This is a genomic window from Aerococcus sp. UMB1112A (assembly GCF_030230715.1).
GTDB lineage: Bacteria > Bacillota > Bacilli > Lactobacillales > Aerococcaceae > Aerococcus.
Genome location: NZ_JASPDS010000003.1, coordinates 1 through 16,050, shown reverse-complemented (window position 1 = coordinate 16,050; position 16,050 = coordinate 1). Strand labels below are relative to the sequence as shown.

Annotated in this window: 12 protein-coding genes; 7 read left to right on the top strand and 5 right to left on the bottom strand. The window is 46.5% G+C overall.

Annotated elements, in window-relative coordinates; translation table 11 throughout:
- Nucleotides 1–50: 50 nt before the first annotated feature.
- From QP860_RS02265 to QP860_RS02245, 5 genes are all read right to left on the bottom strand, one after another.
- A complete protein-coding gene (locus QP860_RS02265) occupies nt 51–803 on the bottom strand; it encodes an iron ABC transporter ATP-binding protein (protein ID WP_070616629.1) in 753 nt (250 codons plus the stop codon).
- A complete protein-coding gene (locus QP860_RS02260; RefSeq protein ID WP_284912095.1) occupies nt 800–1,822 on the bottom strand; it encodes an iron chelate uptake ABC transporter family permease subunit in 1,023 nt (340 codons plus the stop codon). The genes QP860_RS02265 and QP860_RS02260 overlap by 4 nt, the downstream gene beginning before the upstream one ends.
- Nucleotides 1,819–2,805 (bottom strand): ABC transporter permease, encoded by a 987-nt coding sequence (locus tag QP860_RS02255; protein ID WP_284912094.1) that lies wholly within the window; start codon nt 2,803–2,805, stop codon nt 1,819–1,821. Before QP860_RS02255 ends, QP860_RS02260 begins: the two co-directional genes overlap by 4 nt.
- A 174-nt stretch (nt 2,806–2,979) precedes the next feature.
- Nucleotides 2,980–4,041: a siderophore ABC transporter substrate-binding protein gene (locus QP860_RS02250; protein WP_284912093.1), complete on the bottom strand. Its 1,062-nt coding sequence runs from the start codon at nt 4,039–4,041 to the stop codon at nt 2,980–2,982.
- Nucleotides 4,042–4,225: 184 nt separating this feature from the next.
- Entirely contained in the window at nt 4,226–4,897 is a 672-nt protein-coding gene (locus QP860_RS02245) for a helix-turn-helix transcriptional regulator (RefSeq protein WP_070616636.1), read from the bottom strand.
- A gap of 285 nt (nt 4,898–5,182) precedes the next feature.
- Here QP860_RS02245 and QP860_RS02240 point away from each other — a divergent pair, with 285 nt between their 5' ends.
- The 7 genes from QP860_RS02240 to QP860_RS02210 all read left to right on the top strand — a co-directional run.
- A complete protein-coding gene (locus QP860_RS02240; RefSeq protein WP_070616638.1) occupies nt 5,183–6,259 on the top strand; it encodes a PTS sugar transporter subunit IIC in 1,077 nt (358 codons plus the stop codon).
- A gap of 668 nt (nt 6,260–6,927) precedes the next feature.
- Nucleotides 6,928–7,947, top strand: a complete 1,020-nt coding sequence (locus QP860_RS02235; RefSeq protein WP_070616640.1) for a PTS sugar transporter subunit IIC — start codon at nt 6,928–6,930, stop codon at nt 7,945–7,947.
- A 120-nt stretch (nt 7,948–8,067) separates the two neighbouring features.
- A complete protein-coding gene (locus QP860_RS02230; RefSeq protein ID WP_070616642.1) occupies nt 8,068–9,417 on the top strand; it encodes an aspartate aminotransferase family protein in 1,350 nt (449 codons plus the stop codon).
- 178 nt (nt 9,418–9,595) lie between these two features.
- Complete coding sequence (locus QP860_RS02225) at nt 9,596–10,027, top strand: helix-turn-helix domain-containing protein (protein WP_284912092.1); 432 nt, start codon at nt 9,596–9,598, stop codon at nt 10,025–10,027.
- An 18-nt stretch (nt 10,028–10,045) separates the two neighbouring features.
- On the top strand, nt 10,046–10,363 hold the full coding sequence (locus tag QP860_RS02220; protein ID WP_284912091.1) for a hypothetical protein: 318 nt from the start codon (nt 10,046–10,048) through the stop codon (nt 10,361–10,363).
- A gap of 124 nt (nt 10,364–10,487) precedes the next feature.
- Nucleotides 10,488–11,126 (top strand): hypothetical protein, encoded by a 639-nt coding sequence (locus tag QP860_RS02215; RefSeq protein ID WP_284912090.1) that lies wholly within the window; start codon nt 10,488–10,490, stop codon nt 11,124–11,126.
- A 365-nt stretch (nt 11,127–11,491) separates the two neighbouring features.
- The coding region (locus tag QP860_RS02210; RefSeq protein ID WP_284912089.1) for a collagen-flanked surface repeat-containing protein at nt 11,492–16,050 on the top strand (4,559 nt) is incomplete at its 3' end.

The window sequence follows — 16,050 nt, the reverse complement described above, 5'->3', positions numbered from 1 at the left end:
AGCCATAGACTGAGTAAAATTTCAGTCTATGGCTCTTTTGTGTTTAGCCTTTAATAAACAGCAATCGGTCCTGCTTCGCTTTCGATGACGCGGATGTTGGCGTCGAATATGTCTTGGAGCTGCTGGGTCTGCATGACATCGCGGGGGGAGCCGAAGCTTGCGATCTGCCCCTTCTTCATGGCGCAGATGAAGTCAACGTAGCGGGCGGCGATATTGATATCATGGAGGACCGTGATGATGGTTCGGTCCAGCTGGTTAACCACCTGGCGGAGGTGCATCATCATCTGGATAGAGCTCGCAATATCCAGGTTGTTCAAAGGTTCGTCGAGGAGGACATAGGGGGTCTCTTGGGCTAGAACCATGGCTACATAGGCACGCTGGCGTTGGCCACCAGACAGTTGGTCGAGATAGCGGTCAGCTAGCTTTTCTAGGCTGAGGAAGTGGATATAGTTATCTACAATTTCTAAGTCTTTCTCAGTGAGACGACCCTTGCTGTAGGGGAAGCGGCCAAAAGCCACCAATTGCTTGACTGTTAACCGAGTCATGAAGTGGTTTTCCTGGCGGAGGACAGCAATTTTTTTGGCCAAGTCCTGGCTTTTGCTTTCATCCATGGCTTGGCCTTCCAGGTAGACCCGGCCGCTATCCGCTTGGAGTAAGCGCCCAATCATCATCAGGCAGGTCGACTTGCCTGCACCATTGGGACCAACGAGGGCAGTAAAACTACCCTTAGGAATTTCGAGATCGAGGGGACCGATTTTGACTTCATCGTTATAGGCTTTAGAGAGCCCTTCGAGTCGGATCATAGGGATTCTCCTTTCTTATTTCTGAGGAGGACGGTGAGGAAGCTGAGACCACCGAAGACCTCAATGATCACACCTACCACGCCCTGGGCATTGAAGATATGGTACATGAAGAAGTAGGCACCTGTTAAGACAGCAAAGGCGACCGCAATGGCCATCAGGAAGAGATAGCGGTGGTCATAGGTCGGAACTAGCTGGTAGCAGATATTGGCTACCAGGAAACCAAAGAAGGACAGGGGCCCAATCAGGGCAGTAGAAATGGCCATCAGGATGGCGACAAGGCTTAAAACAAGGATGGCAATCTGCTTGGGATTGAGGCCGAGGTTCTTGGCAACATCCCTTCCTAGGGACATGATATCGAGTTTGGAACTGAGAGCCAGGAGACCGGCGATAGCTAAGACACAGAGGGGGACGGCCAAGATGAATTGTTCGGCTTCCGCATGGTTAACGGAAGCGAAGAGCCGTGCTTGGAGGATATCGAACTCTGAAGGCGCCAGCATCCGGCGCATGAAACTCGCCAGGGAGTTGAGTCCTGTGCCCAACATCATCCCCACTAAGAGCATAATCTGCATATCCGCGTACTTACCTGTCAGCAGCCAGCGGTAGAGGAGCAGGCTGGCTGATACCATGAGGACCAATTGGATGCAGAAGGCCGTTAGACCCGAGAATTGGACTAGGGATTGGACCCCGAGGAAGAAGACGATCGCGGTTTGAAGAGCTACATAGAGGGCTTCAAAACCAAGCAGGGAAGGGGTAATGATCCGATTTTGGGTCAAGGACTGGAAGGCAACAGTCGCTGTGCCCTGGCAGAGAGCCACGATGACCATGGCGATGAGGGCGGTCAACCGCCTTTGAATGACAGGAAAGAAGGAGGGGGAATCAATAGCTACAGGGTTATTGTAGAAGATGAGCCCCCAGCTGAAAGCGAGACCCAGGCAGAAGATGACCCCAAAGAGGATCCAATAGCGGCGCCGGTCAGCTTCCTTAGTAAAGGCTGGAAAATAATGAGGCTTTAATTTCATGTTTTATGCCTCCTTTGGTAGAGTAATAGGCTAATGAAGACGAAAGAACCCAGGGTCCCCAAGATCACAGAGACGGGCAGCTCGAAGGGAGCGATCAGCCATCGGGAGAGGATGTCACAGGCCATGATCAGGGCCATGCCCATGAGGCTAACCCAGACCAGGTTGGACCGGACATCATCGCCGCGAAATAGGGAAATGGTATTGGGAACGATGAGTCCAAGAAAGGGGAGATAGCCGACGACGCTAGCGACAATGCCGACAGCTAGGGCGACGAGGGCGGTTCCGAGCAAGCTCACCTTTTGGTAGTCGACGCCGAGATTGGTTGCCACGTCGCGACCGAGGCCGGCAATGGTCAACCGGTCAGCAAGGAAGTAGATGGCTAGGGTAACCAGGATAATCAACCAGAGATACTCATAGCGTCCCTGCTGGATCGAGGCAAAGGACCCTGTGAACCAAATTTCTAGGGACTGGGTCATGTTGAAGGCAAGGCCAATAAAGGTTGAAATAGCGGATACAACTGCTCCCAGCATGATCCCGATGAGGGGAACCAAAAGGCCTGACTTCAAGCGGATGTTGCGCATAAAGTAGAAAAAGATGAGGGTGCCCAAAAAGGCTGCCATAATAGCAAAGCCCATCCGCAAGAAAAGGCTCGGTGAGGGAAAGAGCAAATAGCAAAGGATCAGGCCAAGCCCCGCCCATTCAATGGTTCCAGTCGTCGTGGGTTCAACAAAGCGGTTCTGGCTCAAGAGTTGCATGACCAAACCAGACATGGACATGGCCGTTCCGGAAAGCATTAAGGCAAGTGTTCTTGGGAAGCGTGTGATCCAGAGCATCTGCCAGCCCTCTTCATGGGCCTGGATATCATAAGCGCCAGTCCTAAGGGAGAGATAGGCGAGTAAGACGACGAGAAGGCCGAGGTCCAATAAGCCCCAGCGCCCCCTTAAGGCTTGCTGTAATTTAATTTTATAGGATTTTTTTGGCATGGGCTTGCCTCCTTTAGGCGAGAAAATGCTAAAATTTGCTGCTTAGGCAATAATAATTTAGATAACGAAAGAAACCGGCGACCAATTCAACGGAATGATCGTCGGTTTGTCATTGCCCACTCATTCACATTCATCTTAACAGAGAATGAACTGAATGGAAAATATCAGGACCTACTATTTACTCATCGCATCGGCAATGCGGTTGAAGATTTCAGTGAAGGTTTGGATAGATTCATTAGTATAAGTATCTTCTGGGGCGTAGACGATCTTTTGATCCTTAACGGCTGTCGTATTGGTCAAGGCTTTAGCGTTTTCGAGCACATCTTTGGCTGGCTGAGATTTTTCACCAGGCTTAGAAATGGCTGCATCGCGGTCGAGGACCATGAGCCAGTCAGGGTTGCTTTCGGCAATGGCTTCTACGGAAACATCGTCCCCCTTGTGGTCAGAAGATTCATTAGCCACTTCTAGGGCAGGTTTCCAATTGAAGATATCGTAGAGTGGGCCCCATACCCGGCCAAAGTGTGGCGCTGAGAAACCAAGTTCGCCACCTGAAACCACCAAGGCCATTACTTTGTCTTCGCCATTGTAGGCTTCTTTAGCCCGCTTGATGGAGGCATCCAAAGCTTCGACGTCCTTCTTAGCTTCGTCTTCTTTGTCGAAGATCTTACCCAAGGCCAGGCTTGAATTCTTCAGGCCATACACTAAGTCTTGGCCAGGGTGCTCGCTGTCTTCGCTCACGTTAATGTCTAAGTTAATCACGGTAGCTTCAGGCACTAATTTCTTGATGTCATCATAGTAGTCAGCAAAACGTTGGCCCACAATCACGAGGTCAGGTTGTTCAGCGGCAATGATTTCTAGGTTAGGTTCCCGGTGGTTGCCGATGTTTTGTACGGAATCATCCTTAACGAAGGCGGAGCTTCCAGGCATGACATCTTTAGGTACGGCAACAGGTTTAATGCCCCATTCTTCCAAGCTTTGGAAGGTCCGGTTGTCTAAGGCAACGACTTTTTGTGGGTTCTTAGGCACTTCAACCTTACCTGTAGCATCCTGGATTTCAACAGTTTCTGCTTTCACATCAGTCTTGGCACTTGTGCTTTCTTCTGTTTGGCTAGTTGCGCTTTGGCTGCTTTCCGCTTGGTTGGACTGGTTCGATTGACCAGACTCTCCCTGGCTGCAGGCGCCCAGCGCCAACATGGACAAGGAGACGAGGGCGACTTTTAATGCTTTTTCTTTCATATCAATAACCTCTTCTTTGCTATTTTCGAAAATCCCACTCGTAATTGAGAAAGGTTTTCAATTGATATCCTTATTTTAGCAAAGATTTTGTTTAAAAACTATAGAATCCAACAAATGGGAATGAGTCCAATTTAATCTAGCTTCATATGATTTAGAATCTATAAACTATAATCACTTTAAATATCTAGGATTGCTTTTGGATCATGCGTCGATAGCGGTAGACAGAAGGCACCGAAACACCTAAAGCCTTGGCAACTTGGGGGACAGCTCCCTTGATCTTGAAGACCCCCTTGGCTTCCAAGCGGCGCATGATATCGAGCTTGGCTTCCGGTGTTAAGCTAAGATTGGACTGAACTTGATCAGGACCGATAATTTCAGTGATGACATCGTTTACATTTTCGGACAGAATTTCCGTGAAATCATTTGAAAAAGCCTCCTCTTTTTCAGCTAATTGGGAGGTCTTAATGGAGATAGGGAGCTTGAGGCTTTTAATGATATGGTCGGCCAGGTCAAATTGCTTGGAATAATCCATATTGACACAAATCATCCCTTGGAGTTGGTTCTCATCATCCTTGATGAAGAAGGTTGAGCCTTGGAGGACTTTTCCAGCTTTTGTCCGGGTCTTATAATTGACCAGGTAATCGCGCTGGAGATAGTCTTCCTTTTCCATTAATTCGAGGGCAAACTTGGTGATGGGGGAGTCTTTGCTGCGTCCACTCAACTCGCCGTTGACAATCTCTGCGATATACATACGTTTACCATCATAAATATGGAGCACGACTTCGAATTGGTCGCCAAGGACCTCTCCCAAAAAATGTACCAGGGCAATATAATGCTTGAGTCGATCTTTATCCATTCATGGGCCTCCATTCACAAAGTGCTGTTAGTCATCGATGCTTAAATTTAAATTCATTATAGCGCAAACGAAAAAAATAACAAACTTCCGCTAGAGAATAAGAAGAAAAAAAGCTAGAGATGAGAGAGAGATGGGAAGAAGAATAAATATTTATTATCTGCTGTGAAAGCGTTGACCCTAATAATATTCATTGTTAAAGTTGATAACTGTAATGTGAAAGGACTTGCAGAAAGAAAAATGTAAGCGCTATGAAAAATATAGATACAGAAAGAAGGAAGTAAAAATATGGATTTAATTATTGGAGTGGCTCTCCTGATCCTTGTCTTAGCCTTGTTTACGCTCTTTACCTTCAAAGCTCCTAAAGGCCGTGAAACCATGGGAGCATTTGCGGATGCCTCTTGTGCAACTCTCTTAGTGGAAGCTTTTCTCAATTCCTTTGTGGGGAATATCTTCGATGCCGACTTCTTCAGTGAGGTCGGCATGGCGGCCGGTTCCATGGGTGGGGCCGCCGCAGCCTGCATGATTCCTCTTGCCTTGGGGGCTTCCCCAGTGGCCGCCATGCTCTGTGGAGCAGCTACTTTTGGCTTAGGGATTCTTCCTGGTCTGGTTGCCGGTTACACTTGCTATTGGATCCTTCAATATATTGAGAAGAAATTGCCAGCTGGTCTGGACCTACTCGTGATGATCATTGTGGTAGCTCCTCTAGCACGCTTCATTGCAATCGCCAGCGAGCCGGTTGTTGAAGCGGCCCTCCTCAATATCGGTAAGAGTATTGAAGCTAGCTCCAATGCCGCGCCTGCTATCATGGGGATTATCGTTGGTGGGATCATGGCAGTTGTTTCCAGCTCGCCCATCTCATCTATGGCCCTATCTGCTATGCTCGGTCTGACTGGTCTACCAATGGGGGTAACGACCATGGCCGTCTTTGGCTCAGCCTTCGTTAACTGGATGACCTACCGCGAATTGAAACTCGGGGGTCCGCGTGAAAGCTTGGCTGTCTTCTTAGAAGCCAAGACCCAGGTTGACCTCACCTCAGCCAATCCGCTTCCAGTATATCTGGCTGACTTTATCGGGGGTGGCTTGTGCGGCCTTGTTGTAGCCCTTGCCGGTATGGTGAATGAAGCCTCTTCTACGGCTACACCATTCGCAGGCCTAGCCGTGATGTTTGCCTATAACCCTGCTATGAAGGTTGTTATTATGGCTGTTGCCTGTGCTCTGATTGGCCTAGTGACTGCTTATATTTCAGCGAAATGCTTTAAAAATTATCCTATCAATCGTTTGGATGATCTTAAAGCAGAAGCAGACTCAGAGGAAGCAGACGGTGTTTCTTCAGACGCTTACTATGCCCACCAAGCAAGCTAATAAAAAATGTTTTTATAAATTGTGTTAGTGAGCAACCATTAAGCTTTTGCTCAAAAAAGTAACTGGTATAAAAGTTTTCATTACTGCTCACCAAGATAAAAAATTAAAACTATTTTTTTAAGGAAGTTAGGGAAGACCCTGCTTCCTTTTTTGAGTTAAAAGGCTCTGCTGAAAGAGGGAATTGAGCTTTTTATACAATCTTAAAACAAAAAGAAGACTTTCACAAAAATGTTCAAAAAAATCTTTCTCATCATTTTTATTATTGTTCTTCTATTATATTGCTGATAAAATGAGTATTTATTAATTTTTAATTATTGCCTTGAATACGATGATAAATAGTGTTTTATTTACTTGTTTGTTGACCTTAACAATAGTTTATATGAATTTTATCACATTTAAATTCTCATATTATAGCAAGAAAAATTAATAAAATATTATCCTTGTAATAATAAATTATTTGTATTGATGGCGCTTTCATGATAAGCTTTTATCAAGTTGTAATGGGAAAGGGGGGCCCAGAAGAAAAGCTTGTAATCAGTGATGTAAGCGGTTTATTGTGTTTTGTCTGAAAACACTGTCTCCCCTTGTCAGGATAATTCGATCAGCTCTTATACTAGGGCAAGGGGCAGTGTTCAGCGAGTCAGAGATTAAGAAAGCAGGATAAAACTATGGATATTATTGTCGGTACGATTTGGTTGCTAGTTGTACTAGCTATCTTTACATTATTTAACTATAAAGCTCCCCACGGCGCGAAAGCCATGGGCGCCCTAGCTGCAGCAGCCTGCGCCAGCTTCCTGGTAGAGGCCTTCCATGATTCCTTCTTTGGATCGGTGCTTGGCCTTGAGTTCCTTAAAGAAGTTGGGATGGCTAATGGTGCCCTGAGTGGTGTCGCTGCAGCGATCTTGGTTGCAATTGCGATTGGTGTTCAACCGGGTTATGCGGTCTTGATGGGTCTGGCTGCTTCTGGAACAGGGATCTTACCTGGTTTCTTGGCAGGTTACTTAGTGGCCTTCCTGGTGAAATGGATGCAAAAAAATATTCCAGGTGGTCTTGACTTAATTCTTATTATCATTATCAGTGCCCCACTTACTCGGGCTATCGCCCTTTTCATTGCGCCACTTGTTGATAATTCACTCTTACAGATCGGCGAAATCTTAATTGCTTCCTCTGAATCAAGCCCAGTGATTATGGGGATCATCCTCGGTGGGGTAATCACTGTGGTTGCAACGGCTCCTTTGAGCTCTATGGCCCTAACTGCCATGCTTGGGTTGACAGGGACTCCGATGGCTATCGGGGCTTTGGCAGTCTTTGGCTCTTCTTTCATGAACTACATGATCTTCCACCATCTCAAACTGGGTGAGCGCAAAGACACCATTGCCTTTGCGATTGAACCCCTAACCCAGGCTGATGTGACTTCAGCGAACCCTATTCCAATCTACGGCATTAACTTTGTCGGTGGGGCTTGCAGTGGGATTCTAGTAGCCCTCTTGCAGATGGTCAATGAAACCCCAGGCACAGCGACGCCAATTGCTGGTTTTGCGGTGATGTTTGCTTACAACCCAGCCATGCAAGTGCTCCTCGTTGGTTTAGCCCTCATCGTGATTAACTTGATTGTTGGTTTCCTCGGGGCTAAAGTCTTCAAGAACTATCCAGTCATTACTAAACAAGAACTAGCCGAACGTGAATAGTTAAGCTAGAGCCTAAGAAAAAAGCTAAGCGCTTGATTCAGCTTAGCTTTTTTCATGCTTTCGGACGCGGAAACATGCTACAATCAGTGGTAAGAATGAATTAGCCTGAAGGGAGATCTAATGATGGAAGAAGAAAGTCGGGCCCAAGCCTTTATCGAAGCGGGGGAGCGGATTAGTTCGGCTGCGCGGATTAATTATGTGGATTTACTGGTGGATCATGCTCAGGGTGCCTTGGTCTATGATGCGGATGGCAAGGCTTATATTGACCTCTTAGCCAGCGCTTCAACGGCCAATGTCGGCCACTGCCATCCCCAAGTGGTCGCTGCCATCCAAGAACAGGCTGAACACTTGCTTCATTATATTCCCTCCTATTCCTACCAAGCTCAGCTCGAAGCATTAGCTGAACGTTTAGCAGGAATGACGCCAGGCCATTTCGAGAAGAAAGTTTCCTTCTCTACCTCGGGATCAGAAGCCAATGAAGCGATTATTAAATTCGCTCGCGCCTATACAGGCCGCCCCTATCTGATCAGTTTTACTGGGGCCTATCATGGATCGAGCTATGGGGCGATGACCCTGTCGGCTTGCAGCCTCAATATGCGGCGCAAAATGGGGCCCCTTTTACCTGGGGTTTATCACATGCCTTATCCAGATCCCTATCGGCGAAGACCAGGGGAGAGTGATGACCAGCTAGCTGAGCGTTACCTGGACGCTATCCGGTTAGCCTTCGAGACCTATCTGGCCCCTGAAGAGGTCGCCTGTGTCTTAATCGAACCAATCCAAGGTGATGCTGGCATCATTATCCCACCCCAAGCCTTTATGCAGGGCCTCTATGAGCTTTGCCAAGAACATGGCATCCTCTTTGCAGTGGATGAAATTAACCAGGGACTTGGAAGGTCGGGGAAGCTGTGGGGGATCGACCACTTTGGTCTCACGCCGGATCTGATGGCAATCGGTAAGTCCTTAGCATCGGGGCTCCCGCTCTCTGCCTTGGTGGGACGAGCAGAGATCCTAGAGAGCCTCGGCTCACCCGGCCATGCCTTCACCTCGGCTGGCAACCCCGTCTGTGTTGCAGCTGCACACGCCAGTCTCGATGTGATCGAAGAAGAAAACTTGGTCCAAAAATCTGAAGAAGACGGGCGTTTTGCCCAAGCAGCTTTCCAATCCCTCCAGTCTAAGTACCCTCAGATCATAGGGGATGTCCGGTGTCTGGGCCTCAATGCGGGTATTGAGCTCGTGACCGACCCTGAGACCAAGGAAAGGGACAGCCAAGCTGCCAGCAAGATCATGACCTATCTCTTTGACCACGGGGTGCTCATGGTCACCTTGATGGGCAATGTCCTCCGCTTCCAGCCGCCCCTAGTGATTAGCCGAGAGCTTTTAACGCAAGCCTTTGCAGTCTTAGACCAGGCCTTTGCTGCCTTAGAAGCTGGAGAGATCCAACTTCCAGATCATGTGGACCTGGGCTGGTAGGGCTTTAAGCTGATACTTCCTTAGCCTAGTTAGGCTAGGGATTTTTTGTTCTTCCTAAGCCGTACCAGAAATTTTACCGACTTCGATTTAATAAACAAATCTTTACTTGATAATATGCTATGATGATTAAATGATAGCTGAGAGTCAATAATGTAAGGATGAGTAAGGAGATGATGACATGATGAGATTGCTTGGAAGTAAGGACCGACGCCAGCTGGCATTGATCGCTATCTACCAGAATGAAGACGACTTATACCTCACCCATGGGGACTTAGCCGATCGTCTGTCGTGTACCAATGCAACCATCAAAAGTGATTTAATCGAAATACAAAGTTTGTTCCCAGAGGAGATCCAAGTGAACCAGTCCGGTATTTGGGTAAACCTTGCCTTCAAAAAAATGGTATCTGCTAACTATTACTTCAAAAAGTTTAGCCAAGAAGCTGTGACTTATCGCTTGCTCTTTGAATTGATGCGTGCTTCTTATACATCGGTGGAAGAGCTCAGCCAGAAAATTTATGTCAGCCGTAGCTCGGTCTACCGAGCCATTAAACAGATTAACCAATTTTTCAATGAGGCAAATTTAGAACTTGAAGTGACCACTTCCCCATAGGCCTTAGAGGGTAAAGAATTGACTATTCGCTTATTCTACCCTTTTGCTTTAATGCATTACCTATCGGATACCGATTGGCCCTTTACAAGCATTAGCCAACAGCAGGCCTTTGACTTATATGAGGTGCTAGCCTCAACCTCTCCTTACCTCAAAAGCTTTTCTTCCAACCCCTTAGTTTATTTACAGATCGGTTTGAACTTTGAGCGATTTGCCAATCAGTTTGTGCTTGAGAAGGCAGACTGGCCGATAACAACACGGGAATTGTCGCTCTTGATGGTTAATTTAGATATTTTTACAGATTTTTCAAGCTCAGACTGGCAGGTATCCGCTCTTTGAAGTTATACCACAAGTTGTTCCTGGATTAATTTCATCGGGAACCCTGCTTAATCGGTCTTACTTGGAAGAGAACTCGAGAGTCCCCGCGGCTGTTAAGCAAAGCATCGTTAATTTTGAAGCGGATATGTACCAGCTCAAGGCGGACTACCAACTCAAGACGGCCCAAGAAAAAGATATTCAGCTCATTTCTTTGACCTTATACAATTTATGTATTGCTATGGATAAGAATGTGAACGTTATCTTGAATAATCCCATTACCTACCAGAGTAACTTAGTTTATGAGGTTGCCTGCATTAATCCAGAATTTGTGGTGGATGTCCAAGCCATGATTAAGAAATTTATCCAGTCGCTCAATATAATGACCGACATTTCTGACCAGCTTCTGATTGGCTTTACTTTCTATTTTATTGTGGCTTGGCCGAATACAATTTTTGAACTAAATAGAATCGTTAAAATTGACCTCTTGCTTTATACCGGGAATTTCCAGTATGATCTGGAATATAAGGCTATATTAGACCCTATTGTCCATAACTATGTGACAGTCCATGTCCGCAACCAGGCCATTAATTGGCAGGAGATTCTCGAAGACAGCCCCTATCAAATAATCATGACGACCTTCGACATTCCAAGCACACCCGGCCGTTATATCTTTAATATCAATTCGATGCCTAATGTGAACACCTTCTTATGGATCTATGAGACGGTTCGGACCATCAATGATTCAGATACGTCCAACATGTCTGACATGCTCTTCACCCAATAGGAACGATCAACTGACTCGCGAGGGTCAGTTTTTTTATTAAGAGGTTTCACATTTTTACGGTTTAAGCTTATTAAGAACAGAAGAAAACAATAAAGATGATTATAATCAAGATAAATTTTAGTGAAAGGAGCAGGTTCCCGTTTGAAGGGGATAGATAGAAGAAGAGTTAGCAGTTTGCTAGAGTTTCAATTGACCGGTTTTAGTCATTTGTCAGTGGGGTTAGCGATAAATTACTGACTTTATCGCTTTTTTTACTTGGGAAAAATAGTCGAGGGAGCCAAGCATCCTTTGATTGACCAAGCAAAATAAAGACAAGTTAAGAGCTACAAGCCTCAGTCGATAAGCTTAAGAAAGGAAAGTTTGATATGGTAGGTAAGAACAATAGACAAGTCCAAAGAGAAAAACAAAGTCATAAATTTTACCGTTATTCGATTAAACGATTGAATGTGGGAGTGGCTTCCGTTGCAGTCGTGGCAGGTCTCCTTTTTGCTGGGGATATGGCAGTGGTTCATGCTGCGACTGTGACTAGTGGGCAGCCTAGTGAAGAAGTTAGTCTGGAAGAAGGACTTGGAGACAAAGAAGCTGAGCAGGGTCCTCTTGAAGCAGGTCCAGAACAAGTGAATCCCGTAGAAGAAGTAAGAGCTGACCGTCAGACTGGTCAAGAAGTTCCTGCTGAAAGCAAAGTAGAAGAGCAAGCAATGGTTTCGGGCGACTTGGTCCAGGAAGAAGATCAAGAAGAAAACAGGGCAGTAAGCCTGAATGGCCAAGCAAGCCAAAATGAAGAAAAGAGTGGCTTGACAGAGCCTAGCTCAAAGCCCAAAGAAAAAGAGAAAGCAGTAAAGCTTGAGCCAGAACTTGCTAGTCGCCATACGACTCCTTCTGAAGATTCAAGCCTCGAACAATTAGCACAAAGTCTTCAAAATACAGAAAAACCCATGCAAATTCTGCGGACCCACTTAGCGGAAGTCTATGCGCCAGAAGACGTTGAGGGCTTAATAGCTCATATTAATTTGAAGCATATTCACAATGCGACTAGCCTGCAGGAGGAAATAACCAAGGCAGGTCTTCAATATCTTGAGAAACAGAGGAAGTATACCAGTGTCTACATGGCCATGCCTCGATCAGCTCGTGCATCCCAAAGTGGTCGGAATGTAAATTCATTAATTCAGGTGGATCAGTTGACGCTAACAAGTTCAAAGGATTTCAACCATCCCACAGAACTCAAAACGGTCAATGATAATCGTGGGGAAGCTTTATACTTACATACGAGATTCCGCGTACCCCAGGGCGTCAGGGGTGGGGACTATTTCACCATTGATTACGGCGAGTATTTCCGCCCTGGTGGCTTGAATATTCCGCCATCGGTGCAGCATATCATGTCTTTAAACGGACAAGTTCTTGCGCGAGGAAACTATGATGCCCAGACTAACAAGGTAGTTTACGTCTTCGAGAACGGGGTGGAGCACTTGGCGAATATTCAAGGATTTATTCATCAAGGCCTTCAACCCTTCTACGATAAGGTCACAACCGATAATAAGACCTACCAAGCTAGGGTCCAGGTAGGCAATCAAGCGAAAACACAGGGCTTCGCCTATAACTTTGATGCCACTAACCAGGCAGATAAGCGAGGGAAATATTTATTAACCAATGGGACGCATACCCAGACGGATCGGCGTCGGCCTGAAGTCGTGACAGAAGTGGTTTACCACATTAACCGTGATGGGCTGCCGGTAACGGATGGTCCGCATACGCTCTTTATGGAAGCTGACCAACATAAGATTCGCGATTTTAAACTTTATGAAGTCGTTAATGACCGGGCTTTCACCGATTCTTACAATCCTAATTTTAATCCCGCAGATGTTCGGGAAGTGACAGACTTACGGATTACCGAAACGCGGGATAAGGACAATAAGCCAGGCTGGCGAGGAGAGTCTAACCGATTCAAGGCTGGTCTAAGTCAAGGTAAACGCTATATTATTAAAGCCCATTATGTTCCGAAGTCGGCAGAGGCGGCCACCAAGTCGGGGCAGATCCACCTATCTGTTCGTAATAGTCGAGATAACACCTCTCCAAGCGGCTGGAAGCCTCTAACCATGTCAAAAACATATAATTCTGGTGATGCTTCGGCAGAAATGAATCGAAAATATGGAGCCTTCGTTGAACACCACCGCTATGAAACTGTCGATCAGAACGGTAAAGTCCTGAGCATCGACAAAAATATTGATGGAGAGACCTTAACCGGGATTGTAGGCAAGCATACCTATCTAACTTCGGCCAAACCGATTGAAGGCTATCGCTTCGTCAAGGCCGAGAATCCTATTAATGGTCCAGCATACAGTCCGGATGGGCGCTACAAGGCTGGTCAATTTAAAGCTGATGTTACCCAGGAAATTACTTATGTGTACCAACGGGTGGTTGAAAAGCAATCGACCTATGAAATGACAGTGGAAGATAGCTCTTATAAGACGGAGTTCCAATACAATCCCTCGTTGCCAGCTGGTCAAATCAAAGAAATTCGTCCCGGCCGTGATGGACGCGTTCGGGTCCTATATGAACATGTCGACCCAGAGCGGATTCCTAACTTTAACCCCAATGATTTTAGATACATGCGCGGCCAATACTGGCGCGAAGTATCTCGAGAAGTGGTCCAAGAAGCCCAAAGTCAGATTTTTGGCTATAACTTTGAAAGTATTATTAGAACTGAGCCGCAAGCAGATGGCGGCGTGAAAATTGTTTATAATACAGGTCGTGAACTTATTATTCCTGGGCCCAAACAACCAGACAAGCCGCTGCTACCGAATAAACCCATTGTTGAAGTCAATCGTGGACAAGGGATCGATCCTGAAAGCAGCAAGCAGGTCAAGGGAAGTTACGTAACTGTAAAAATCTATAACCCTAACACGGATCAATTTGAAGATGAAAAAACTGTTTTCATCCCTGACGGTGAAAAAGGTGATCAAGGTGAGCGCGGAGAACAAGGCCTTCCAGGGACTCCAGGTCAAGATGGAACCGATGGTAAAGATGGGAAGTCAGTCCTCGCAACTACTGAACGCGGCACCAAAGCTGATGAAACCGGAAAAGAGCGTCCAGGCACTTGGATGATTGTTCACGAAGACGCTAATAACAACGGGAAAGTAGATCCAGGTGAACGCGAAATCAGCCGTGAATTCATCTTCGACGGCACCGATGGTAAAAACGGTAAGACCCCAGTTGTTGAAAGTGAACGTGTTGAGAAAGATCCAAATGATCCAAACTCCGAATCAGGTGTGAAGATCATTGTCAGAGATCCTGAGAGCAACGCCATCATCAAAGAAACCTTCGTTAAAGATGGTGAAAAAGGCGATCAAGGTGAGCGTGGCGAACAAGGACCTCAAGGCCCACAAGGTGAGAAAGGTGACCAAGGTACGCCAGGTCAAGCTGGCCAAGACGGTAAAGATGGTAAGTCGGTTCTCGCCACTGCAGAGCGCGGCACAAAAGCTGATGAAACCGGAAAAGAGCGTCCAGGCACTTGGATGATTGTTCACGAAGACGCTAATAACAACGGGAAAGTAGACCCAGGTGAACGCGAAATCAGCCGTGAATTCATCTTCGACGGCACCGATGGTAAAAACGGTAAGACCCCAGTTGTTGAAAGTGAACGTGTTGAGAAAGATCCAAATGATCCCAACTCCGAATCCGGCGTGAAGATCATCGTGAGAGATCCCGAAAACAATGAAGTCATCAAAGAAACCTTCGTTAAAGACGGCGAAAAAGGTGAAAAGGGTGACCAAGGTGAGCCTGGTCAAGACGGCAAGTCCTCTTACGTTCACCTTGTGAAAGGACCAAACGAAGCTGGCGACCCAGGTCAATGGATCATTACCTACTTCGATAAGAACGGCGACGGCAAGTTCACAGAAGATGAAATTGTCTCCACAGAATTCGTAGCTGACGGTAAGGATGGAAAAGATGGCAAATCAGTCCTCGCAACGACCGAACGTGGCACCGAAGTTGACGAAAACGGACAAAACCGTCCAGGGACTTGGGTGATTGTTCATGAAGATACCAACAATAACGGTCAAGTTGACCCAGGTGAACGTGAAATTAGCCGTGAGTTCATCTTCGATGGTACCGATGGTAAAAACGGTAAGAGCCCAGTTGTTGAAAGTGAACGTGTTGAGAAAGATCCAAATGATCCCAACTCCGAATCCGGCGTGAAGATCATCGTGAGAGATCCCGAAAACAATGAAGTCATCAAAGAAACCTTCGTTAAAGACGGCGAAAAAGGTGAAAAGGGTGACCAAGGTGAGCCTGGTCAAGACGGCCAGTCCTCTTACGTTCACGTTGTGAAGGGACCAAACGAAGCGGGTGAATCAGGCAACTGGATTATCACTTACTTTGACAAGAACGGTGACGGTAAATTCACAGAAGATGAAATTGTCTCCAGTGAATTCGTTGCTGATGGTAAAGACGGTAAATCACCAAAAGCCGAAGTCAAAGATAACGGTAATGGGACCCACACCGTAACCATCACCAACCCAGATGGCACGAAATCTGAAACAGTGATTGAAGATGGTAAGGACGGCAAGTCTGCCAAAGCTGAAGTTAAAGACAACAATGACGGCACCCACACCATTACGATTACCAATCCAGATGGTAGCCAAACAACCACTGTGGTTCGCAATGGTGAAAAAGGCGACAAGGGTGATCCAGGTAAGGATGGCAAGTCCTCTTACGTTCATGTTGTGAAGGGACCAAACGAAGCCGGTCAACCAGGTCAATGGATCATTACTTACTTCGATAAGAACGGCGACGGCAAATTCACAGAAGATGAAATTGTCTCTAGTGAATTTGTAGCAGACGGTAAAGATGGTAAAGACGGCCAAGATGGCGCCAAAGGAGATAAGGGTGACCCAGGCCAAGCTGGTAAGGATGGCAAGTCCTCTTA